This window comes from Spartinivicinus marinus (assembly GCF_026309355.1).
Taxonomy (GTDB): domain Bacteria; phylum Pseudomonadota; class Gammaproteobacteria; order Pseudomonadales; family Zooshikellaceae; genus Spartinivicinus; species Spartinivicinus marinus.
The window spans coordinates 2,881,206-2,902,354 of sequence record NZ_JAPJZK010000001.1 but is presented as its reverse complement, the minus strand read 5'-3'; the positions used below and the strand labels follow the sequence as shown (position 1 = coordinate 2,902,354).

20 protein-coding genes are annotated in these 21,149 nt (G+C 38.1%); 6 read left to right on the top strand and 14 right to left on the bottom strand.

Annotated elements, in window-relative coordinates; all coding sequences use genetic code 11:
* Positions 1–32 precede the first annotated feature (32 nt).
* On the top strand, positions 33–425 hold the full coding sequence (gcvH, locus tag OQE68_RS13060; protein ID WP_180568162.1) for a glycine cleavage system protein GcvH: 393 nt from the start codon (positions 33–35) through the stop codon (positions 423–425).
* A 46-nt stretch (positions 426–471) separates the two neighbouring features.
* Here the strand turns inward: gcvH and OQE68_RS13055 are convergent, their stop codons facing one another.
* A complete protein-coding gene (locus tag OQE68_RS13055; protein WP_219339994.1) occupies positions 472–1,362 on the bottom strand; it encodes a type 2 periplasmic-binding domain-containing protein in 891 nt (296 codons plus the stop codon).
* Between the two features lie 251 nt (positions 1,363–1,613).
* Here OQE68_RS13055 and OQE68_RS13050 point away from each other — a divergent pair, with 251 nt between their 5' ends.
* Positions 1,614–2,108 carry an NlpC/P60 family protein gene (locus OQE68_RS13050; RefSeq protein WP_180568163.1) on the top strand — a complete coding sequence of 165 codons (495 nt, stop codon included), beginning with the start codon at positions 1,614–1,616 and terminating at the stop codon, positions 2,106–2,108.
* Positions 2,109–2,160: 52 nt separating this feature from the next.
* Here the strand turns inward: OQE68_RS13050 and OQE68_RS13045 are convergent, their stop codons facing one another.
* The gene (locus tag OQE68_RS13045) at positions 2,161–2,733 is read right to left on the bottom strand and encodes a hypothetical protein (RefSeq protein WP_180568164.1); all 573 of its coding nucleotides are present in this window, start codon (positions 2,731–2,733) and stop codon (positions 2,161–2,163) included.
* 539 nt (positions 2,734–3,272) lie between these two features.
* Between OQE68_RS13045 and elbB the strand changes: the two genes are divergently transcribed.
* Both elbB and OQE68_RS13035 read left to right on the top strand, forming a co-directional pair.
* Positions 3,273–3,926 (top strand): isoprenoid biosynthesis glyoxalase ElbB, encoded by a 654-nt coding sequence (gene elbB, locus OQE68_RS13040; RefSeq protein ID WP_180568165.1) that lies wholly within the window; start codon positions 3,273–3,275, stop codon positions 3,924–3,926.
* Between the two features lie 150 nt (positions 3,927–4,076).
* Entirely contained in the window at positions 4,077–4,547 is a 471-nt protein-coding gene (locus OQE68_RS13035) for a thioesterase family protein (protein ID WP_180568166.1), read from the top strand.
* A 386-nt stretch (positions 4,548–4,933) separates the two neighbouring features.
* On the opposite strand, the gene OQE68_RS13030 is transcribed toward OQE68_RS13035, so the two are convergent.
* The 5 genes from OQE68_RS13030 to OQE68_RS13010 all read right to left on the bottom strand — a co-directional run bounded on the left by OQE68_RS13030 (position 4,934) and on the right by OQE68_RS13010 (position 10,658).
* The gene (locus tag OQE68_RS13030; protein WP_180568167.1) at positions 4,934–5,599 is read right to left on the bottom strand and encodes a hypothetical protein; all 666 of its coding nucleotides are present in this window, start codon (positions 5,597–5,599) and stop codon (positions 4,934–4,936) included.
* A 238-nt stretch (positions 5,600–5,837) separates the two neighbouring features.
* Positions 5,838–6,767, bottom strand: coding sequence for a radical SAM protein (locus OQE68_RS13025; RefSeq protein ID WP_180568168.1), 930 nt, complete (start codon positions 6,765–6,767; stop codon positions 5,838–5,840).
* Positions 6,768–6,782: 15 nt separating this feature from the next.
* A complete protein-coding gene (locus OQE68_RS13020; RefSeq protein WP_180568169.1) occupies positions 6,783–7,829 on the bottom strand; it encodes a methyltransferase domain-containing protein in 1,047 nt (348 codons plus the stop codon).
* Between the two features lie 282 nt (positions 7,830–8,111).
* Positions 8,112–9,689: a sensor histidine kinase gene (locus OQE68_RS13015; protein ID WP_180568170.1), complete on the bottom strand. Its 1,578-nt coding sequence runs from the start codon at positions 9,687–9,689 to the stop codon at positions 8,112–8,114.
* Between the two features lie 255 nt (positions 9,690–9,944).
* Positions 9,945–10,658 (bottom strand): substrate-binding periplasmic protein, encoded by a 714-nt coding sequence (locus OQE68_RS13010; RefSeq protein WP_180568171.1) that lies wholly within the window; start codon positions 10,656–10,658, stop codon positions 9,945–9,947.
* A gap of 145 nt (positions 10,659–10,803) precedes the next feature.
* On the opposite strand from OQE68_RS13010, the gene OQE68_RS13005 reads away from it, so the two are divergent.
* Complete coding sequence (locus tag OQE68_RS13005; RefSeq protein ID WP_180568172.1) at positions 10,804–11,682, top strand: fructosamine kinase family protein; 879 nt, start codon at positions 10,804–10,806, stop codon at positions 11,680–11,682.
* A gap of 34 nt (positions 11,683–11,716) precedes the next feature.
* Here the strand turns inward: OQE68_RS13005 and OQE68_RS13000 are convergent, their stop codons facing one another.
* The 7 genes from OQE68_RS13000 to OQE68_RS12965 are packed head-to-tail and all read right to left on the bottom strand — an operon-like array spanning position 11,717 to position 18,924.
* A complete protein-coding gene (locus OQE68_RS13000) occupies positions 11,717–12,232 on the bottom strand; it encodes a type IV pilin protein (RefSeq protein ID WP_289623312.1) in 516 nt (171 codons plus the stop codon).
* A gap of 15 nt (positions 12,233–12,247) precedes the next feature.
* Positions 12,248–12,625 (bottom strand): hypothetical protein, encoded by a 378-nt coding sequence (locus OQE68_RS12990; protein ID WP_180568173.1) that lies wholly within the window; start codon positions 12,623–12,625, stop codon positions 12,248–12,250.
* 17 nt (positions 12,626–12,642) lie between these two features.
* Complete coding sequence (locus OQE68_RS12985) at positions 12,643–16,161, bottom strand: pilus assembly protein (RefSeq protein ID WP_180568174.1); 3,519 nt, start codon at positions 16,159–16,161, stop codon at positions 12,643–12,645.
* A gap of 49 nt (positions 16,162–16,210) precedes the next feature.
* Positions 16,211–16,807, bottom strand: a complete 597-nt coding sequence (locus OQE68_RS12980; RefSeq protein WP_180568175.1) for a pilus assembly PilX family protein — start codon at positions 16,805–16,807, stop codon at positions 16,211–16,213.
* 1 nt (position 16,808) lies between these two features.
* Positions 16,809–17,858 (bottom strand): PilW family protein, encoded by a 1,050-nt coding sequence (locus tag OQE68_RS12975; RefSeq protein ID WP_180568181.1) that lies wholly within the window; start codon positions 17,856–17,858, stop codon positions 16,809–16,811.
* On the bottom strand, positions 17,855–18,460 hold the full coding sequence (pilV, locus tag OQE68_RS12970) for a type IV pilus modification protein PilV (RefSeq protein ID WP_219339995.1): 606 nt from the start codon (positions 18,458–18,460) through the stop codon (positions 17,855–17,857). Before pilV ends, OQE68_RS12975 begins: the two co-directional genes overlap by 4 nt.
* Entirely contained in the window at positions 18,460–18,924 is a 465-nt protein-coding gene (locus OQE68_RS12965) for a GspH/FimT family pseudopilin (RefSeq protein WP_180568183.1), read from the bottom strand. The genes pilV and OQE68_RS12965 overlap by 1 nt, the downstream gene beginning before the upstream one ends.
* Positions 18,925–19,509: 585 nt before the next feature.
* Between OQE68_RS12965 and OQE68_RS12960 the strand changes: the two genes are divergently transcribed.
* Positions 19,510–20,919, top strand: coding sequence for a phospholipase effector Tle1 domain-containing protein (locus tag OQE68_RS12960; protein WP_180571949.1), 1,410 nt, complete (start codon positions 19,510–19,512; stop codon positions 20,917–20,919).
* Positions 20,920–21,149: the final 230 nt, after the last annotated feature.

Below are 21,149 nucleotides of genomic sequence, written 5' to 3'. Positions count from 1 at the left end.
GACAGATACACCATTAGAGGGTAAATAACATTATGAGTAATATTCCTTCAGAATTACGTTATGTAAGCTCCCATGAATGGATTCGATTGGAAAGCGATGGCACAGCTGTTATAGGAGTCACTGACCACGCTCAAGAGCAACTCGGTGATGTCGTATTTGTTGAACTACCTGATCTAGGCGCAAATTTATCAGCCAGTGATGATGCAGGTGTTGTAGAGTCTGTTAAAGCAGCGTCAGATATTTACGCTCCAATATCAGGTGAAGTAGTCGCCGTTAATGAAGCATTAGAAGATGAGCCTGAACTAGTCAACTCTGACCCTTATGGTGACGGCTGGTTTTTTAAGGTAAAACTTACTAATGAAGAAGAAATAAACGAATTATTAGATGCGGAAGGCTACGCAGAACTATGCGAAAGTGAAGAGTAGCAGTTCCTAGCTTTGCACTAACAGGGCCTGCTATTAGCGGGCTCTATCATTGATCAGACTTTTTACCAAGATCCTTTAACTCAAACCACAGTTTCGGCTCATTGAGTGGCGTATTTACAGGTAAGATAGGATTGGGGATAGTGAATATTTTCCGCTGTTCCAGCTTAGCTTTACTTAATATCTCTTGATGATGCTCCATAAATAAGCGATCAAAACTACCATCTTCAATAGCCTGATACAGACCTTTACTCAACAGCCTGGCTAAACGTTGACCACCTTTATTAACAAAATAGTAGAATGCCGTTTTGTATTTAATAACAATACTATTTTCTACAACAATCCCTTTGTCAGCATGATTTTCTGCTTCAGCCCAAATTTCAACAATAGAACGAGGGAAATAATCAAAACGTCTTTGCGACAACATTTTGAAAAGACCTTCGTAAGAAGCTACCCCACTCACTTGAAAGCCATTTTCCCTTAAAATTACTGTGTCTGGCCAATCATGGCCTTGGCCAGCATATAGTGGTTTAAGCAAACCCAAGTGGGAAATGGCAGCAAATTTACGTTGATCTATCTCTCTAATAAGTGGTAGTCGCCAGCCAATCAACCCCTTATAAATCGGTACCCTGATAGGCAATAGCTTCTTCTCTCGGTCAATAGAGGTCATTGACCAAACCACATCTACAACCTTACCAAGTTCTAAAAGTTTCAGCGCCCTACCTTGTAACATAACGCCTTCACTAGGCTGAATTTGAAACGACTCACCTGATTTACTCAATCCTAAGTGCAATAGTTTTGCTGGGTATTGGGTACGCTTATCGTCTGCAGTTACAGGCCGAGGGTAAGTCACAATATCAGTTGCTTTAGCAAAAGCTATGGAGGTGGACAATATTAGGCCACAACTAGCAATGACACCAATTAGAGTGATATCAGTCATAGGTCGTACAATACAGCGCTACTCTTAACAAGTAATTGTAGCTGCTGTAATGGCACTGGAAATAAAGAGTGTCTCTAAACACTTAACCCTATGCAGAGAAGTCAGTAGCTTTTTGTAAGCGAACACAATCAAAGATTGAGTTCAGTTTCGGTTAATATCAACTATATAAACTATTGAAAGTCCGTATGTTTAGTGAATTACCCAGGCTAAACTGCAAAACTTTTTTGATATGTTGACCAAATGAGGACTGAATGCCTATAACTCAACTAAGACTTACTATACTAACCCTGTTAACTAGCTGCTTGCTCACTTTACTTTTAGGCTGCAGCTTCTCTCCATTGGTATCAGAAGACCCCTTAAGTGCTTCAGCTTCTGAACACACTATCACCAAAAGACTTGAGCAACACTATCAACACTGGCAAAAAGTACCCTATCGATATGGTGGAACAAATAGGTCAGGAATCGATTGTTCATCTTTCGTTCAACAAACCTATAAGACGATATTCAACCTTGAACTACCCAGATCAACCAAGCAACAAGCTCGCACAGGCAAAACAGTTTCACTAAAAAACCGTCGATCAGGTGATTTATTATTTTTTAAAACCAGCCGAAACTATCAGCATGTTGGAATATATTTGGGAAACAACCGCTTCTTACATGTTTCCAAATCCAAAGGGGTCATTATATCTAAGCTTAACCAGTCTTATTGGCAACGACACTACTGGAAAACAACACGAGTGTTGTAAAAATAAGGCAGACTGGAAACAACCCGGTCTGCCTTTTAAAAAGACTTATAAATTATTTCTGTGGATAAGTGTTACCTAACACGTTTCCACGAACCATTTGGTAATCCCTAGGGCCCATAATTGAAGTTTCAGACCATTTAATTACACCCACTTCGGGTGCTAACCATAGCTCAGTTACACCTGCATCCGCACAATTATTACGGAACGACAGTTTAATTATATTATCAAAGGTACCAGCAGGAACTTTTGCTTCTTCTGCACGGCTAGTAATTGTTACCTCACCATTATTACAAGGAGCAATGCTTACTTTCTGCACATTGCCTTCAGCTGAATTTAAATCGACAAACAACTGTACTTTTTTATCAGTTTCGGACCAAACGTATATTTTATTATCATCACTTAAATGCAACCAAAGGTCACCTAAACCACCAAAGTTTTTGAAGTACTTCCAGGTACCGTCATCTTCAACTACTTTTGATGGGATTTGCTGATTACTTTTTTCACCTTGATAAACAACATAGTCCCCAATAGTCATTGGAAGATAATTGTTTGCCACTGCATTACCAACAAAAGCAGCACTAATTAAAGTCGCTGTGGTGAGTATTTTTTTTGCTATTTTTTTCATAACTCTATCCTTTTATTTAATTTTTGAGTAATAATGTTTTTGGTGACAGATATGATAGCAAGTTAAATTTTTCTTTGTCATTAATCAACAGAAGAAAACCTACTAAAAACAACTTTCGTTTGTAAACGATACTTTACAAGCAGTTATTGGTAAAACAACAATACGTCTGAGTACTTATATGTTTTTCGCAAAACGCTACATCACACTACCAAGCACTACAACTAAGGTATAATGGCAGCCCGTACGAATGTTTTTTTAAGTATGACCACAAAGAGACGAAGCCTCACAATCCTGTAAATAACAAGTAATTAGGGTGAAAAACAACGACAAAACCTAAAAATCATTCGCAAAGGGTATAGGATCTTATAAAGTGATGACCATCTAGTCTGTTTCTCTTTTCTAACTGGTTTGCTACTATGCAGCTATTAGCAATATACAACTAAAGTAGAATTTCTTTTCTCTATAGGTATTCTTGCTAATTTTTACACCTAAAAACAAGTCCCGACTAGCACAAATAAAATAATTGGAGAACATTAACAATGGCAAAAAAAGTAGCTGTTATTCTGTCTGGCTGTGGCTTTCTTGATGGCGCGGAAATTCATGAATCTATTTTAACCCTGCTTAACCTTGACTTATTAAATGTAAATTATCAGTGTTTTGCAGTTGATATAGAACAAACAGATGTCATCAATCACCTAACTGGTGAAGCTACTCCAGAAAAACGTAATGTCTTAGTTGAATCTGCAAGAATTGCTCGTGGTAATATAAAGGATATAAGCCAGCTAGCTACCAGTGAATTTGACGCACTAATATTACCTGGTGGATACGGTGTAGCAAAAAACTTATCCAACTTTGCAGCTAAAGGGGCCGCAATGGATGTGCCTGAAAGTGTACTAAGAGCATGTCAGTCATTTGCAACAAATAGCAAACCTATTGGTTTAATTTGCATTGCTCCAGCCCTTGCCAGCAAAATTTATGGTGACTCTGTTATCTGCACTATTGGTAATGATGAACAAACTGCTGCTGCACTTGAAGAAATGGGTGCCCAACACCAAAGCTGTGCAGTTAGTGATATTGTTGTTGATGAAAAACATAGGCTGGTAACCACTCCAGCCTATATGTTAGCCAATCGTATCAGTGAAGCTGCCGAAGGCATTACTAAGCTAGTGAAGCAAGTCATTGCTCTTATTTAATACAACAGGTTGTGCTTAATGATACAATATCTCTAGAGTTCAATCGCCACCCCGAATATTACATTAATCCATAGAAATATTCGGGCTAGCGGTTAGTCCATTGACAACCAACTAAACGTTGGTACTAACTGATTGCTAGAGTATTGCAATATGACTACTGGATATGAAGAGTTTTTACCTGAAATTAAAGCCGCCGTTATGAGCTTTATTGACAAAGTCCCTTTCAATCAGTTGGTTGGTATGAAAATAACCAATGTCACTCCTAATTTAGTTGAAATGCACTTACCAATGAAGGAGGAGTTGATTGGCAATTATATCACAGGCATTTTACATGGTGGTGTTATCTCATCCATGATTGATGTCAGCGGTGGTGCCATGGCGCTGGTTGGGGCATTTTGCAAGCTAGAACATGTGGATATTCAGGAACGTATCCAACGTTTAGCCCGAGTGAGTACCATCGACTTACGAGTCGACTATTTGCGCCCAGGCAGAGGAGAAGGTTTTTATGTTAACTCCACATTATTACGATCTGGAAATAAAGTAGCAGTGACTCGGTCTGAGTTTTATAATAATCGAAATGATTTATGTGCAGTAGGCACAGGAACTTATTTATGTGGGTGATTAGCCCATAGCCCAGACAATAGAATAAAAAATAGTTAGAGATCTAAGCCTGATTATATTTATTCAATATAATCATTAATTTTTTATCTAACTCAACAATCTCAATAGCATTGCCCTCTGGATCATGCATAAAAATTAATAGCAGTCATTTTAAGCAATATATCTCCTTTTAAATTAATCTGTAGTTTCTATTTAATTTAATTTGTTTCATTCCAACAACCATCCTGACTCCGTTACTCTCATGCGATGATCAATTTTATCCATTACAGTACTTTAATACTTAAGCTATGATGGGATTAGTCTGACATACCATAGCTCAGATACAATGGTACTGCCAGGCTCTGTCATCGTACAAACACTTGACACTTGGCTACTTTATACCCAACTCAAATTAAACAGGGAGTGGCCCTAGTTTGCCTGAGGAAGGAAAGGTTGATTAGCAGTATATTGATAAATATCTCTGGGACATATTGCAATAGTTGTTGATACTCATCATCAGTGGTGATTTGTTTTCTATTCTGGTTTCTTATTACCTGAGTTTTCAGCTTATCAATGATAGTATCTAACTCTCTTAACTCAGACAGTTCAGTTAGTTCAGACAATTTTATTAACTCAAGCAATTCCTCCTTTATAATAGAAGGGTAAAATTTTAACTTGACGACTAAACTATGACTTTGCTTAGTTACAACACTATCTACATAGCTACTAGAGCCTACCCCATTGAATAATGTTTCTTTTATAAAAGTGAGAAAGTTTGCTACAACTAAAGGTATGGTAGCCGTTGCTGTGTGCGGCTTGCTGACTTTTTGTTCTCCTTGACTCAAAATACGAACAATTTTTAACCTAGCTAATTTATGAAGGCTGCTTTTGGTTTGAACTGAACAGGATTTCGCATGTTGATCAAACCGCTCTTTAGATTTTGAGTCAGTCAGCCGTAATTTCGCTGTGCTCCCATTCGATAGTACACCTAAGTAGGTTTCACTAAATGTGTTTGGGGCTTCTTGATAGGTATACAAATTAGCTGGTTGGCTAACACTAAAAATGGCAGGCATGAATTTTCTTAACAACAATAAATATCTACGACACTATATATACCTTATGCAAATGACGCGAAAGGCATACCCAAAGCGCAGGGCGTAATTTATCTTATGTAAAAGTTAGTTATTGCAGGATTTAGCAACTATTTTTTATATTTTTGGATATCCACTAAGAAACTAACAAACCTTTTCATCCTTTTCCAAACTTATATTGAATTTATTAGTAAATATACTCTCTTGATGCAAATGGGATTTATTCGCTACAGCTTGCTCCATGAGCAAAGCAACTAAAACAACGATGGTGCTTTAAGCTTATCCTGGTCGTAAGGGCTGCTGTCAATGTATTACCTATTTCATAATCTTTATCATCATCCACCAGGGTACAAGCATACACTTTGACTTTCCCACTTACTTTAACCAACATTTTACTATAAGCACACATAAACTGTTGTCTGCTTTCTTCTGTATGATAAGTAGTCATACAAGTTTCGCTTATTTCTGGTACTTCCACTGTACTACCTGGCTGAAAGAAATTTGGAAATGCAATAATATTAATGCTATCAGGCAAACCATACTGGCTTAATAATTGGTAAAAAGCCTGGTCTTGCTTGACCTTATCTTCATTAGGATCAACCATTTGTCTTGCGATAGAAACTTTGAAGCCGTTGTGATGGAGTAATTGCAGGCTCTGTAGAGACTTCACAAATGAGCCCTCCCCTCTCTCCTGATCATGTAATTGCGAGTTTACATAATCCAAACTTATCCGAAAAGCAATAGGATATTTAGTATCTTTTAAAGATAGAATACTGTCCATTCTTTTGAGCACTGGATCAGTACCATTGGTTAATACCAAACAGGGCTTATATTGTGCCGCATAGTTAAGGATTTTAACCATATCTTTAGCGACAAACGGCTCTCCACCAGTAAAGGAAAACTGTTGTACACCTAATGTTAGTGCCTCATGAATAAAAGGCTTAACATCTGCCAAGCGCATTAACTGTAATCGATTGTCACCAGGCTTAGAACCTTCTAAACAGAACGAACAAGACAAATTACAAGCTGTACCAATATGAAACCAAAGTTCATCTAAGCCTCGGGGTTGGATATATCCCCTTTTTTCTCCTTTACTGGTAAAGTGCCATTCATTACTTCTTTCTAAGCGACTACTTGCTATTAGCTCCATTTCACTACGCCTCTCTTAGCAACAACCTGCAACAGCTGCTCCTGCTTCATCCTTGGCAAATGGTAGTGTTATACCACAACCTTCAAAAGCACCATAATGCTTAGAGAAGTCACCAATAAATTGAAAATAAGGTTGAAATCGAGTTTCAGCTAGCATACGCCAGGTATTACCGCAGACAGGAAATACTTTTCCAGTTTCAATAATATGATGCTTATCGAGCACAAACTGTTCTTCATTATAAGGAATTGATCCATTATAAATAACCGCCTGCCCATAATCTTCACAATTACTATCTAATTTTGGCAGTTTAAATAATCGATAAGTGGCTGAATAAAAATTAATACTAGCTAGCTTTTGCTTAATTTCGCTCTGTTCTATTTTTATTACTCTGTCACTAACTAATCTTGGGTCTATAAACCCAGCTTGTTTAGCTATAGTTAGAAAGTCTTGCCAATAAAGTGCCCCACTTAGACATTCGCCGTATAATATAGGGTCATCAATTAGCTCTGGCGAAATTCGCCGATCAGCATAAACATCAGCAAAGTACATCTCTCCACCAGGTTTTAATAAGCGATATGCTTGCTTTAATACCGACTCTTTATCGGGTGATAAATTAATTACACAATTAGAAATAATTATATCAAAAGAGTTTTCTGCAAAATTAAGCTCTGCCAAGTTTTCAATATAACCTTTATAAAAAGCTACATTACTATTTTTAAAACCAAACTGCTGTTGGTGATAATCCAAAAACTGAGATGCAATTGCCAACTGTTCATCAGTCATATCGACCCCAGATACATGCCCAGACTCTCCTGCCAGCTGGGCTAAAACATAACAGTCACGGCCAGAACCACAGCCTAAGTCTAAAATTTTGCATCCAGTTAACCCTTCTGGAGCGACTAATCCACAGCCGTAATAGCGGCTCAATACGGTTTCATGTACATTAGCAAGGGCTTGTCGAATATGGGGAGGCAGTTTTGTGTCTGTAGTGCAAGCATTGGTTTTTAAGTCTTGTGAATTTTGCAAGACCTTTCCATAATAATTTTTGACCGTTTGATGCATTCTTATCTCCTATCACTGCCCGTTAGCCCTACACAGTAAGTATACTCTTCTTTGTGAATAATTATATAACCTGCTTTTACACGCTACAGGCATTATTAAAGGTTAGACCACAGAAAAGCTTGTAATCTTTCAATAGCAGAAGGGAGTAGAGAACTTCAACAAACTACAGAACGTATGACTAAGCATCAGCTCGGTCTAAACGCTGCAGAATAGTTAGATGTAAGCATGAACTATACTGAGAATATACCCTTTGTACTGGGTACAACTGAAATGTTGTGCAGTTTACCTTGCACCCAAATCAACAACATTAGTAAGCTCTAAAGAAGGAAGTGAAATAATAAACTTAGCACCTTTATCTGGCTGGCTTTCACAGATAATAGTTCCTTGCAGTTTCTGAGTAACAATATTGTAAACTATGTACATGCCAAGCCCTGTTCCTCCTTTGTTTACTTTTGTTGTAAAAAAAGGGTCAAAGATATGAGCAAGCGTTTCAGGATCCATACCTTTACCATCATCTGCTACTGTTAATACAACTGTATCTCCCTTTTCCTCAGCACCTACTTTAAGCACTCCAACAGCCCCCTCTCCAAAACCATGTTGCAATGCATTGCTAACTAGGTTTATTAATAACTGATGAATTGCTGCTGGGTAGGTTGATAAAAGAATAGCTTCATCAATATTTATGATGGTATTGATGCTTTTTGTTGGGTGCTGGGACAAAACAGTATCTACTACTTCTTCTACCTCTTCCTTTAATTTAACATTTTTAAAGACCGCTTTTTCTCTATCGCTAGCAAATCGTCGAATATTAGACGTCATTCGGTGTACAGAATTCAAATTTGAAGTAAGGGTTTTAATATGATTCTGGCAATTATGCAGAAGCGCTAAAATAACATTTTTATTGACTGATTCTTCATCACACTGATGCTCAGCTTCTAACAACTGATTTTGAAGGGCTTTAGTAGCTGACTTACTTGTTGATAAAGGATGCTCTATATCCTGAGTTATTCCTTCTAATAATCCACCTAGTGCAGCCATTTTTTCTGTTTCAACTAAAACATCTTGCTTTTGTTGTTGCAATGTTACATTAGCAGCATTACTATCTTCATTTGCAGATTCTTCACCAACTTTTTTATAAAGAACACCTTCATTATCAGAAATACTTGAATAGTGCTTATTACTTGCATAGTGTTGATAATTGTCATTTATTGCATTAACTAATATATCCAACTCATCATTTTCTTTACTTGGTCCACGTAATAAAGTCAGCTTTTTCGTAGCATCTCCTGGCTCAGTGCTTTTTAAATATTCAGACATTCTAATGAGATGGCGTGTTACAAGGTTCCAAAATACGAGTAAGATAACCACAGCTACAATTGCTGTTTTTATGCCATTTGAAACTAGAATAACTGCAAACTTATCTATAAGCCGACTATAAATCTGGCTCATATCAGCCACTACTTTCAATTTCCCTAAGTCAATTGGAGATGAGTTAAGAGGCTTAGCAATCAGCTCAAATTCTTCTTCTTTTAGAGTCCGGTCTGCTTCAATTTTACCAGCCTTCCAAACAACTTCATCGTCCTGGCGAATTTCGGCATATACCACTTCTGGTATTTGAACAAATGCATCTAGCTGAATTTTTATTTGAGGCTCATCAAATAACCATACCGAACGCATAATACTTGGCACACTAGAAGCCTTAATTTGTTGAAAAACGCCATTCATTCTGCGCATATCTTCCCAATAATCAAGCCCTAGCTGTACACTGGTAGTTAAAATAGCAATTGTAGTACTCACCCCAACAACAGCGATGAGTAATCGTTTGGCAACAGCTCCATATTTCTGTTTACTAAGCAGCATACCGTCAGTAACCTGTAGTAACTTGTAACACAACAAGCCACTTACATTGTAACCACATTACTTTTGTTCCACTTTTAGATGCACTTATAGTGGTGAGCCCTATGTACATCGTCATAAAAGTAATATTTGCACCTATATGGCAAACAATAGTCAAACTATTGTCATTTTTAAGAAATCTTTACTTAGCAATCAGTATAGACAAGAATTTAATAGATTTTTTTCACAACCGAGTGTAATCATTCACCAGTTTTAGTGCTATTTATTAAATTCATATAGAGCTTTATATTCAGCCGAACCTTTATATTCTAATAATGCTTTATTAATTATTTTTATGTCTTTGTGGCTCACTGTTTTTTTACTAAACATAAAATAGACAGGGTCAGCATTTACCACATATGGGTGAACTTCGATTTTATCCAGTATTCCTTGCTCCATTGCTTTATACTTCGCAGTTGGGGGCTCCATAATCAGGCCATCCACATGACTGGCTAACAGCATTTTGAGTGCTCTGTGGTCCACAAGTGGCATTTTCAACAGCAACTGCTCAAAGCTAGCATTTTTTCTAGCAGTATTATATTCATCCCCAAGCCATGCGCCTAACTCAACCAGTAAACGCATCTGTAAGCTAACAACATCAGACAGCTTGTTTAATGGCCATTGTTCAGCCTCTCCTTTTCGGACAATAATTCGATATTCTTCGTCACGATATTCAACACTAAATAGAGCATATTTTTTTCTTTCATCTGTAATTGAAGCAGTAGGCAGCATATCCAAATTGCCTTGCTTAATTTCTAACAAAGAGCGTTTCCAGGGCATTTCTATAAATTGATATTTGCAACCAGCTCTATCGAATACCCTTTTAATTACTAATGTATCAAGTCCCGTAACTTCTTTATGCTCATTTTGATATAAAAAAGGTTCATAACCATTCCAGGCGATTAAGAACATTTCTTTTTGACATTGAGCCAATACATATGAACTAGATAGCCCAAAGCAGACCAACAATAAGAGTAATACTTTTTTTCTTAGCGGCAAAACCACAGCCCCTACTACTTTTACTTTATAGTCAATGTTAAATTGATAGTATAGCTCACTGACTTACAGGGATATTTAAATGCCAACTTTAAATACTCAGCTAATAATAACTATCGACAAACTCATCAGTTGCAAGCTTAATAAGGACTTTCACACTACAACAGTCTTTCCCATTCAAGGAGGAGATATTAATCAAACCTTTAAACTAGAAGGCGCTAATCAGCAATTCGTTCTTAAGCTGCAATCTGGCGCGCCATCTGATTGGTTTCAACAAGAGTTCAATGGGCTAACTGCTATTCTGGCTACAAAAACAATGGATGCACCTGAGCCAATAGTATTTGGAGAATATGAAGATAGCCAGTTCCTTGTTTTGGAATATCTCAATCTAGTCACTACGGGAAATTGGTTTCAATATGGTGAGCAGCTAGCACTCTTACATAAAGCTAATAATGATAAGCAACACTTTGGTTGGCCCAGTGATAATTTTATTGGGCACACAGCTCAAAAAAATAGCTGGAATAATGAGTGGGCAAGTTTTTTTACCCAACAACGCATTGGATATCAACTGGACTTAGCAGTTAATAATGGCTACAAACTAACATTTTCAAACCCACAGATTATTGATGCTATTTACAATCAACTGAATGATCATCAGCCACTAGCATCTTTAGTACATGGAGACTTATGGAAAGGCAACACTGGTTTTGTTGAAACAGGACCAGTGCTATTTGATCCTGCCTGTTATTACGCAGACCGAGAAGTTGACCTTGCCATGACAGCGTTGTTTGGACGCTTACCCAGCGCATTCTACCAAGGCTATCAAACTGTTTATCCACTTGAAAAAGGCTATCAACAGCGCAAAACACTATATAACCTCTACCATTTACTTAACCACTTAAATTTATTTGGCAGAGGCTATTTAGAATCAGTAAACAGCACTATTCGTCAACTAATCTAGTTTCTTATACACTACGACAAGTGTTCACAGCATACTACCAGCTTACTCCACCAGTACATGTCCTCACCTGTTGATCAGTCATTGTAGCGGGCGGCGTATCAGTTCCTTCAACCCAACAACGAGCGCCTGTTGAAGATAAAGCCAAATAGCCATCAGTTACTTGTGGGCCACCAACAACTGGCTGGGCTGTAATCACATACATAGTTGCAGTGGCATTATTAATTCTCAAATCATGAGATGGATTAGTAGGGTTTGTTTCATCAATGGGTACTTGGTCTGGAAAAAAACCAGCATCAGGCACCCCCGTATTAGCTCCTCCATTTGCTAAGCCAGTATAACGAGCCGGCGACGCTTCTGTATAACGCCGCTCCATAGCATTGGCCATTTGCATTAAGGCAGACTGCGCATCAGCACGACGAGATCTCATAACATATTCTTGGTACGACGGATAGCCAACTGCTGCCAAAATCCCCACAATTGCAATGACTATCAGCAACTCTATTAAACTAAAACCTAATGCCAAAAGACCCAACCTGTCTAGTTTCATCATTATTTTTCTCTATTTTTATTGTGGAGGAGGTGCCATTTCTTCAGGTAATTCCCATATTTCATTAATATAGCTGGTATCGCCAAACTGTTTGATAGTAAATCCTATTACCATGCCTGGCTTTAAATCAACCAAGTTGCCAAACTCAGTTTTCAATAAATGCACCTTGGCATTGTTCCATATACTAAAATGCAGCGCGTCTGCTTCCAGAAAATTCTTTCCAGAATTAATCGTATTAATAACCCTTACCTGCTCAAACTGAGCAGGATAATAAGCTGGCAAATTATCAGTTACTATATTTTGCTCAGCAATATCTTCTGCATTTGCCAAGCTAACAACAAGCAGCATTGGCATAATATATAGTTTTAAGTACTTACATATCTTGACATATTTCATCACTTTAGCTCCAAAAGTTACTCAGAGTACAACTGTCTCCATGAGAGTCGCCCTGTATTCATTCCTTCCAAGTTGGCTCCAAAACTAGTTACTTTTCCACTATGCTGCTGTATCACTATTCTATTGCCAATAAAAGATGGGTCATTTGGTATTTCATCCAATCTAATACCTGATATGGATGTACCATTGGGCAAGCTATCTTTATCATCAAATGTTCCATCATTATTCAAATCAAATAAAACAGTGGTTTTTGACTGTCCTCCAGTAACTGGATCAATGCCTATCAAGAAACCGCCAGGCAATACCGCACATGCTAAAGCAGGGTTAGGTATTACAGTGCTTGTTAACAGACTATTACCAATTAAGAATAGCTTGCGCACAGCTCGTTCACCTGGGTATTCAATACCCCCTCCTCCTGCTTGGGTCGCATCAAAGTCAAGCCGCCAGCCCATTACATTTTTATCTTTAGAGTAAGTCACTGTTTTATTAGTTAAGCTTCTAACAGTAAAGCCACTGACCTGATTAACTTCATTAATAAAGTTTTGCTCAATTAGTTCACTTTTGCTGACAGGGTAACCTTTACTGGTAAAATCATCCCAAACACCATACATGGATTGAATATCCGTCGAGCCAATATCATCCTGTTTAATCCAAGTACCTGTGCCCACTACTACAATTACACCTGCTAACCCTGGTTGTGGGTTACGCACGACTATAGGCTGATTGACGATGGGCTGTGGGTTGCCATTAGGATCCGTTGCAGTAAAAATAATTTGTCGATTTTTCGCGTCATTCCAAGAGCCAGGGTTAGTTCCCGATAAATCAAACCGCCATAAGTTGCCTTGCAAATCACCAACATACACATAGTCAGTAGTTCCATTTCCATCTACATCTACTGCTCTAGGAATACCTAAGCCATTAGGAGTTAGCCCATCACTGCTTTCTGCCTTACCTTTACCGGTAACTGATTTATAGTAATCCTGATTGATAACCCAACTTCCATCAAGGCCACCATTTAATTTTGCAATAAACAGAGTTGCATCACCATCAACACTGCTACTGTTATAGCCATTACCAAAAATGGCTACCCATATTTTTTCTCCACCTTCCTTAGCATTTGTCATGGTAATAATGGGGCGACTATAGGTAAAACCCAAGTCAGCATCATCTTTTGAGGTAAACTCCCACATAACATTATTGGCAGCACCCGCTTCAGTTGCAAAAGTCGCTGGATTGGTAACATCCAGAGCAAATAAACCTTTACCACCAGCACCTAGTGCACCAATTAATACGGTATGCCAGGCATTATTATAAAAAGCATCATTAATACTAGGCTTTTCATCCACATACATTCTATGGACATAATCAGGGTGGGTCAGCTCAGTTAATTTATCAAAAAATATATTGGGTATATAAGCAAATACTTCTTCACCAGTATTAGCATTAAACCCATGGAGCATGCCATCATTAGCACCAACATAAAGCATTGGGGTTCGATTACTATTGGCTGAAGCAAAACTTGAATAGGGCTTACTGGTAGGATAAGGATCATTATCTCGGCCTGTAAATATAGGGGCACCAACATAGCTAGGAGTTGCATGAATGATGTCTCCTAACCGCCCTTTATTTTTTAAACGGCCACGAAACTGTCCCTGATCGGCTTTATCCCCTTCGTTAGATTGGTCACCTCTTAAGTAGGCAAGGCGCTCGTCTCCTATTTTACCATCATTATCGCCATAACCAGCAGGTAATGCGAATGGCACAGGGTTATCCAAATATGTTTTTTGAGTAGTATTTAAGTGAGAGTCATAATTAAAGGGAATACCTGTTTTTGTGCCATCGGCATTAACTCGATAAGTAATTATATTACGGTTATTGACACTGTTACCTGATAGTTTTTCATCCAGTTTTTCAGCTGCAGACCATAGTGTTGTATTCGTATCGACAATGCCTGTAATCGGATTAACAGGGTGAGCAAATACATCACCATTATTTAATTTAGGGTTATATACAGCTCGATAGGCTACTGAGTTTGTTTTAATACTTTGGGTATTAAATGCTACAGCACTGGCTGCACCAGAATCAGCCTGAATTCCTCGGAACATTTCTTGTAAACCCGCAACTAACTGGGTTGGATCACCAGCACTTAAGTAGTTGCCTCTCCCGTTGTATGCAGCATGTAACAAATCATCAACTTTTGCTAAATTACTCGCAAAGGGATTAGGCCAATTAAAAGCTGTTGAAGGGTTAGTGGGGAAATTGCTGACACTGCCTTTTAAGCCAAAACCCACTGTAAAAGTCGCCATATGCTGATGTAAGGTATCATCCGTTGTTAACGAAGTAGAACGCTCAATATCATATTTAGTAGTAGGCACCTTATTATCTAAGCCTGATAAATCCGTTTTATAATATTTCATTGCTACATCTGCCAGCGTTTCACTTACACCATCAGCAAACGCGCCGCCATCAAATTGATTACTACTGTTTTTATCCTGGTTACCTACACTAGGAGACCCACCATTATAAAAGCCATCAGTCATTAATAACGAATAATTTTGTTGACAAGTACCAATAGGAGCAGGTTGGATAGGGCAGTTAACACCACTAGCATCAAACCGGTTTCCAACTTCACAGGCAAAGTATTTACCTACATCGCGTAAGTTACTTCTTAGCGGAGTTCCTCTTGCAGGAATGGGTGTGCCGTATATTTTATCCAATAATGCTTTTTTATTTCCAGATAGTGCAGAAGCATTCATTGACGCCACAGGAAAATTATTTGCCTTGGTATTGATAGTGGTAAAGCCAATTCTCGCATTGGTTAAATCTTCCAAAACAAAACCTAAGGCTCCTTTTGCTACCAGATCTCTAGAACGGTAATAACTAAACCAGTTAGCAAAGTTTTGTTTAGTTTTTGCATCAGCATTTTTTATTCTAAATGCAGTTTGCTCACCATTTTCAAAAAGGCCATCACCGTCGTCTTTCCATGTATAATATTTAAATCCTACTGTAGAGCTACCTCTTGGAAATATTTCATTATCTTTGGTTAAGTCTATAAACTCTTTAGGGTCATAGGGGTTATCAGGCGCTTTAGTGACATCAATATCTGTAAATGGATTCCCATTTTTATCTAAACCAGGCCAGGGCTTGTATTCTTTATTAGGATCAAAATAAAGTTTATTAAAGTCACTGTTCCTAAATCGCCAGTTATTGGTTTCTGCCACATAACAATGAGAGCCATAAGTATTCGAATTAAAGTCTACACCATAGTAATAAGCATAAGTACAACCTGACTGATGGACGACAGTGCCACTTGCACCACTTATATTTGTTCCATTTGGTTGGTTAGCGGTCATTACACCTGAAGGCATTAATGCTTCCCAATCCATACTACCAGAGTCGTCAAACAAAATGACAACGTTTGGCTCAGCCCCAGGTGCGATTTCTAACGCATTTTGAGCTAAGTTTAGCGGCCCAGAATGTGATGATTGTAAAGTTATGATTGATGCAACTGCCAGCGCAATAGGCGTCCTTTTCATTATATGCTGCTTATGGCATTTCATTTTAGTACCCCTCAAAAACCCTAAACTACATTTGTTTTGCGAACATGCTTTGTAAAATAACTTGCGAGTCAGGTGAAGTACCCACTCCCCTTGCTGTTACACGAAAAACTTCAACTTCACCTAAAGCTGCACTTTCTCCGTAATTATCTTGATTCAAAGAAGCATTTTCAGGTTTTATGGTTGCGTAATTTTCTATATAGTATTCAGGAGTACCGCTAACCTTAAAGTCAGATTTTTTCTGCGAAGATATTTCCTTGGTATTAATATTTTTCCAGTTCTGCCACATAGAACTATCTGCAGCATTTTTAGAATAAAGACCATTTGCCCCAGAATCAGAAAAGTCAGCTAACGTTCCAATATTATTCTGCACAAAGGTTTCTGCATCCATTAATGTTGCTTCAGCCGTTTGAAATGCGACATTATAGTCTCTGAAATTTGCACTAATTTTAGAGTCCAGGTTAGTACGATCTACCGCATTAATACCAATAACTGATAGCACCAACAAAATAATTAAACTAATAAACAGCACAGCACCTTGCTGTTTAGCAGCTAATTTATATTGACCAATATTTTCAGATATTAATTTAGAATACTGCGGGTTCGGATATTTAGTTGTTAGCATTTTAACTACCTCTATTTCTTAGTCTTACCGTATGCGAAAAAGTCCTACGTAGTACACCATCACCTTGGGTTCCAATAGCATCGATTGAATTGACTGTTAGTTCCACCCTGGCAGTAATTACGCGATTGAAATCCGCCACTGCAGAGGCATTTTGATATTGATCAATTGTTCCATCAGGCGAACCGGCTGTCGTATCTACGCCATAAAGTATTTGTAAATTTTCTACTCCTCGTAATATTTCAACAGGGGCAGCAGCTGCTTGTCTCCTCCATAAAGAAAGTACTGGATTGCCTTGATTATTATTAATGTTATTTCCATTGGTATCTTGTGCTCTGCCAATGTAATAAACATTGGAAACGAATTTATAGATACTAGCTTCCCCAGGGTTATACCCTGGTCCATCAGTTAGCGGCTCATTTTTATTGCCAGGTGTAAATTTGCCACCTGCATTATGGGTTAAATTAATATGACCAGTTCCTTTTTGTATATTAGCACTTGTAACTTGAAATAATGTTGCTTTGGTGCAATCACTTATAATTACTATTTCATCATCTTCAAGTGTCGTATTATCTTCTATTTTCATATCTTCTGATGGAGAAGGGTTATTACTTACCAGAGAAGCCCCATTATCAATAACTCTTCTAATCACAATAACATCGGTATTTGCCTCAGGTGCGGGAGCCATACCTGAAATAAAAGCAGGTAATACAGGTGCCCAGGTTGCTCCATTACTGTTAAATCCTTCTATTCCTATATTAAATTGATAGGCAAAATCATCTCCAGTATTATTCAATACATTTTTTAGTGAAATATTTGATAAATTCGACAAACACCCCATGTAGCCAGCCATACGAATATCTTCACCAATAAGGTCAACCGCAAATCGGGCATTATCTTGCAAATTTGCAGTCCCTTGAATAATACGATAGGTTTGCTGGTTGTTAGTAAATAGACTGATGATACCGCCTAATAATAATGCTCCTAATACCAGCGAGATCATCATCTCAATAATGGTGAAACCCTTATTTTTAAGCATTTTATTAATATTCATATATCCGTAACCATACTATAAGATGAGCGGTTGTTAACACCTGTATTGGCGGGATCATTAGGGTCTGTTACATTGGTTGGATCAGCCCACTCAATTGTGATGGTATAACGTACAGTCCCTCCTGCAACAGTCCTGGCTATAGAACCAGTTCCATCACTTAATAAACCTTCTACTTGTGCTTCCTGGCCATCACCACCAATGGTCAATGTAGCGCAGTTACCATTACTATTAAACCTTCCTAATAAACACTTCCACTGGGCAAGGTCATAATCTCTTAACTGACTAGCATTACATGCTCCTGTCTCACAGCTATTAGCTGCAACTGAAGGAGCAGTATTCAGATTTGTCGTATAATCTGCGTTAGGGTTTGCTCTAATTCTATCTAAAATATTATTAGCCAAAAATACAGCATAACTTCTATCAAAAGACTGGTTATTATTTTTCAAACCAACTGCCTGCATTCCAGCCAAACCTAGCAAACCAATAGAAAGGACCAGGATGGAAATTAGTATTTCCATTATTCCAACACCTTGCTGTTTGAAACTTATTTCGTTCATCATGATAGGCAGTTTTTTTACAGATAAGTTACCGATAGTTTTCATTATTTTTTCTCTATCCGTGTAACACCAGAAGCAGTAACTGTAATTAATCTGGTTGAGCTTGCACCCGGCAGCTGAAGATTAACCGTATCTTGATTAGTTGCTAAAAAACCACGAGCATTAAAGGTAATGGTGCTGAAATTATTGGTACTATTTAAACTAATATTTTGTTGATCTAACGAGGGAAAATCCCTAATTACATTACTAGCCGCATCCTGCACAGTCCAACCTCTCCCCCACTCATTATTATTATCACTTGCATCTTTAGCTACAACACTAATTTGCACACCTCTTTTAATAGCTTCATTACGGGCGATAGATAATGCTCCAATAAAAGAGTTTGCTGTTGTGGTTAGCCTATTTTCATTAATCATATTATTAAAAGCAGGGTATGCAGCACCTAAAATAATAGAAGCAATGACCAAAGTAATTAACATTTCAATGAGCGTAAAACCTGTTGTCCGCATATATCCTTTTCTCCATGCATATTGATTCGCTCTTCTAATAAATAAGTTAGTACACTGGGAGTTTTGCGGTTGCGTAAAAGACAAGCCACAAATTTTTAGTGATGAGTGGCCATTCTTATTATGAATTGCATCAAAAAGAAGCGTCAATTAGTCGTCAGAGTTATATAGAATCAATGTCAATTTTGTTTATTTGACGAATTATATGGATATATTTGTCAAATTTATGTCTACCTATTTAAGGTGGACTAGGGATACAAGACTCTTCACTCAGTGAAGTTGCCAAGCTATTCACAAGGGCCATTAGCTGATATATACCCATCATGAATCATTTTTAGGTGTAAAAATAAAGTGGTATATACTCACAGAGAAGGTTTATTTAGGCGAGGCCACCGAGCGATGAAGCCCCAGGAGTTTAGATAAACTAAATGACTGGGGTGAAGAGCGATGGTAACAAAGCCTAAAAATCATTCGCGAAGAGTATACATGCCCCAAACTAACAAATAATTTCGTTATTAGTCCGACCTTGCTTCTATACTTACAATGGTAGTTACCGTTTTTTGAAAGCTGTTTGATGAAAGTTATACAATGGCCAAACGAATTATCTTATGCTGTGATGGCACTTGGAACCGGCCAGATCAAATAGACAAAAAGACAAAACGCATGATTCCTACTAATGTAGTAAAAATCATGCGAGCAATTGAGCCGATGGCTTATTCAGGCCCTGGTTTGCGCTTGAAAATTCCCCAAGTGGTTTTCTATGACCCAGGTATTGGCACCGAAGGATTGATTGAAAGATACTTAGGTGGTTTTACTGGCTTTGGTATTTCACGAAACATTCTGCAAGCCTACCGATTTCTTGCCAATAATTATTGTAAAGGAGATGACATTTACTGCTTTGGGTTTAGTAGAGGGGCCTATACTATCCGGGCACTCTGCGGACTTATTGGCTTAATAGGGTTATTAAACAAAAATGACTTGGACTTGTTACCAAAAGCTTACAAATATTATCGCATGTCTCCAGAGCAACGGTTTCTGACAAATGAGCATGAAGCCTATTTACATATTAAACAGATTTCTAACAATAATGTTGCCATCCGCTTTCTAGGTGTTTGGGATACAGTAGGTGCACTAGGAATTCCCTTACCTTTTTTACAAAAGCTGTCGCATAAATACTGGGTTGGCTTTTTTGACACAAAACTTGGCAACAATGTTAAAATTGCCCGCCAGGCTATCGCTATTGATGAAAAGCGCGGTCCTTTTGACCCTGATCTCTGGACTAACTCAACTGCTGAGTTATCACCTGAACAAAATATAAAGCAAGTTTGGTTTAGTGGGGTTCATGCCGATGTTGGCGGTGGTTACATAGATTCCTATTTATCAGATCAAGCCTTATTGTGGATGATGGGAGAAGCCAGTGAGGCAGGTTTACAATTTAATGCCAAAATGGTGTCTGATATTGAGCAATATATTCAACAAATAGAAAACACCTCAGGTACATCACTCCCGACCATCAACCAGACTTACTCATTGCTTTATCATTTGTTTGACTTAACCAAACTAAAGAAACCTGGCCGAGCAATCGGAACCAGTCAACGTCATAAAAAAGGGTTACTTCCGGCTTTGAATGAATTTATTCATCCTAGTGTCGAAAAGTTAATGGAACTAAATAAAAATTATCAACCAGAAAACTTACTCAAGTCGTTAGACTATGATGAAGTACAATACTTAGGCATTGGGCCTGGGGCCAATCAACCTCAAGACCGTCGTATTTCCCCCCGTATCAACTGTTACGAACCCGCCGAAATTGATGCAGGTAATGGCCACGAGCATATTCATTGTACTATTGTTAATCAGTCTGCCGGCGGTGCAGCAGTATGCTGTGATGAGCCATTAAAACTTGGCCAACTGGTGCAGTTGAATCGATCGAGTAATTCCAAGGTAGGTGAAGTAGTTTGGCAGCACCAAGACAATGTAGGAATAAAATATGCTGCTTAGCACTAATCATTCACACTATACCCGTCGTGAATCATTTTTAGGTTTTGTTATCATCGTTCCTAATCACCAAGGATGGTGTGAATGCAGTTAATGCATGGAGCATTTAACTGTCACCCCAATCACCTATTAATATAGGCTCATGAGGCTCCGTCACTTGACGGCCTCACCTAAAAATCCTACGCATTGGGTATATTAACAACGTCCTTTTTTTGCTTGACCTGGGGGGCAGA

Excerpts from the sequence above, each read along its gene's own strand:
- gcvH (WP_180568162.1), top strand. The coding sequence starts at position 33 with ATGAGTAATATTCCTTCAGAATTACGTTATGTAAGCTCCCATGAATGG.
- OQE68_RS13055 (WP_219339994.1), bottom strand. The coding sequence starts at position 1,362 with ATGACTGATATCACTCTAATTGGTGTCATTGCTAGTTGTGGCCTAATA.
- OQE68_RS13050 (WP_180568163.1), top strand. The coding sequence starts at position 1,614 with ATGCCTATAACTCAACTAAGACTTACTATACTAACCCTGTTAACTAGC.
- OQE68_RS13045 (WP_180568164.1), bottom strand. The coding sequence starts at position 2,733 with ATGAAAAAAATAGCAAAAAAAATACTCACCACAGCGACTTTAATTAGT.
- elbB (WP_180568165.1), top strand. The coding sequence starts at position 3,273 with ATGGCAAAAAAAGTAGCTGTTATTCTGTCTGGCTGTGGCTTTCTTGAT.
- OQE68_RS13035 (WP_180568166.1), top strand. The coding sequence starts at position 4,077 with ATGACTACTGGATATGAAGAGTTTTTACCTGAAATTAAAGCCGCCGTT.
- OQE68_RS13030 (WP_180568167.1), bottom strand. The coding sequence starts at position 5,599 with ATGCCTGCCATTTTTAGTGTTAGCCAACCAGCTAATTTGTATACCTAT.
- OQE68_RS13025 (WP_180568168.1), bottom strand. The coding sequence starts at position 6,767 with ATGGAGCTAATAGCAAGTAGTCGCTTAGAAAGAAGTAATGAATGGCAC.
- OQE68_RS13020 (WP_180568169.1), bottom strand. The coding sequence starts at position 7,829 with ATGCATCAAACGGTCAAAAATTATTATGGAAAGGTCTTGCAAAATTCA.
- OQE68_RS13015 (WP_180568170.1), bottom strand. The coding sequence starts at position 9,689 with ATGCTGCTTAGTAAACAGAAATATGGAGCTGTTGCCAAACGATTACTC.
- OQE68_RS13005 (WP_180568172.1), top strand. The coding sequence starts at position 10,804 with ATGCCAACTTTAAATACTCAGCTAATAATAACTATCGACAAACTCATC.
- OQE68_RS13000 (WP_289623312.1), bottom strand. The coding sequence starts at position 12,232 with ATGATGAAACTAGACAGGTTGGGTCTTTTGGCATTAGGTTTTAGTTTA.
- OQE68_RS12990 (WP_180568173.1), bottom strand. The coding sequence starts at position 12,625 with ATGAAATATGTCAAGATATGTAAGTACTTAAAACTATATATTATGCCA.
- OQE68_RS12985 (WP_180568174.1), bottom strand. The coding sequence starts at position 16,161 with ATGAAAAGGACGCCTATTGCGCTGGCAGTTGCATCAATCATAACTTTA.
- OQE68_RS12980 (WP_180568175.1), bottom strand. The coding sequence starts at position 16,807 with ATGCTAACAACTAAATATCCGAACCCGCAGTATTCTAAATTAATATCT.
- OQE68_RS12975 (WP_180568181.1), bottom strand. The coding sequence starts at position 17,858 with ATGAATATTAATAAAATGCTTAAAAATAAGGGTTTCACCATTATTGAG.
- pilV (WP_219339995.1), bottom strand. The coding sequence starts at position 18,460 with ATGAAAACTATCGGTAACTTATCTGTAAAAAAACTGCCTATCATGATG.
- OQE68_RS12965 (WP_180568183.1), bottom strand. The coding sequence starts at position 18,924 with ATGCGGACAACAGGTTTTACGCTCATTGAAATGTTAATTACTTTGGTC.
- OQE68_RS12960 (WP_180571949.1), top strand. The coding sequence starts at position 19,510 with ATGGCCAAACGAATTATCTTATGCTGTGATGGCACTTGGAACCGGCCA.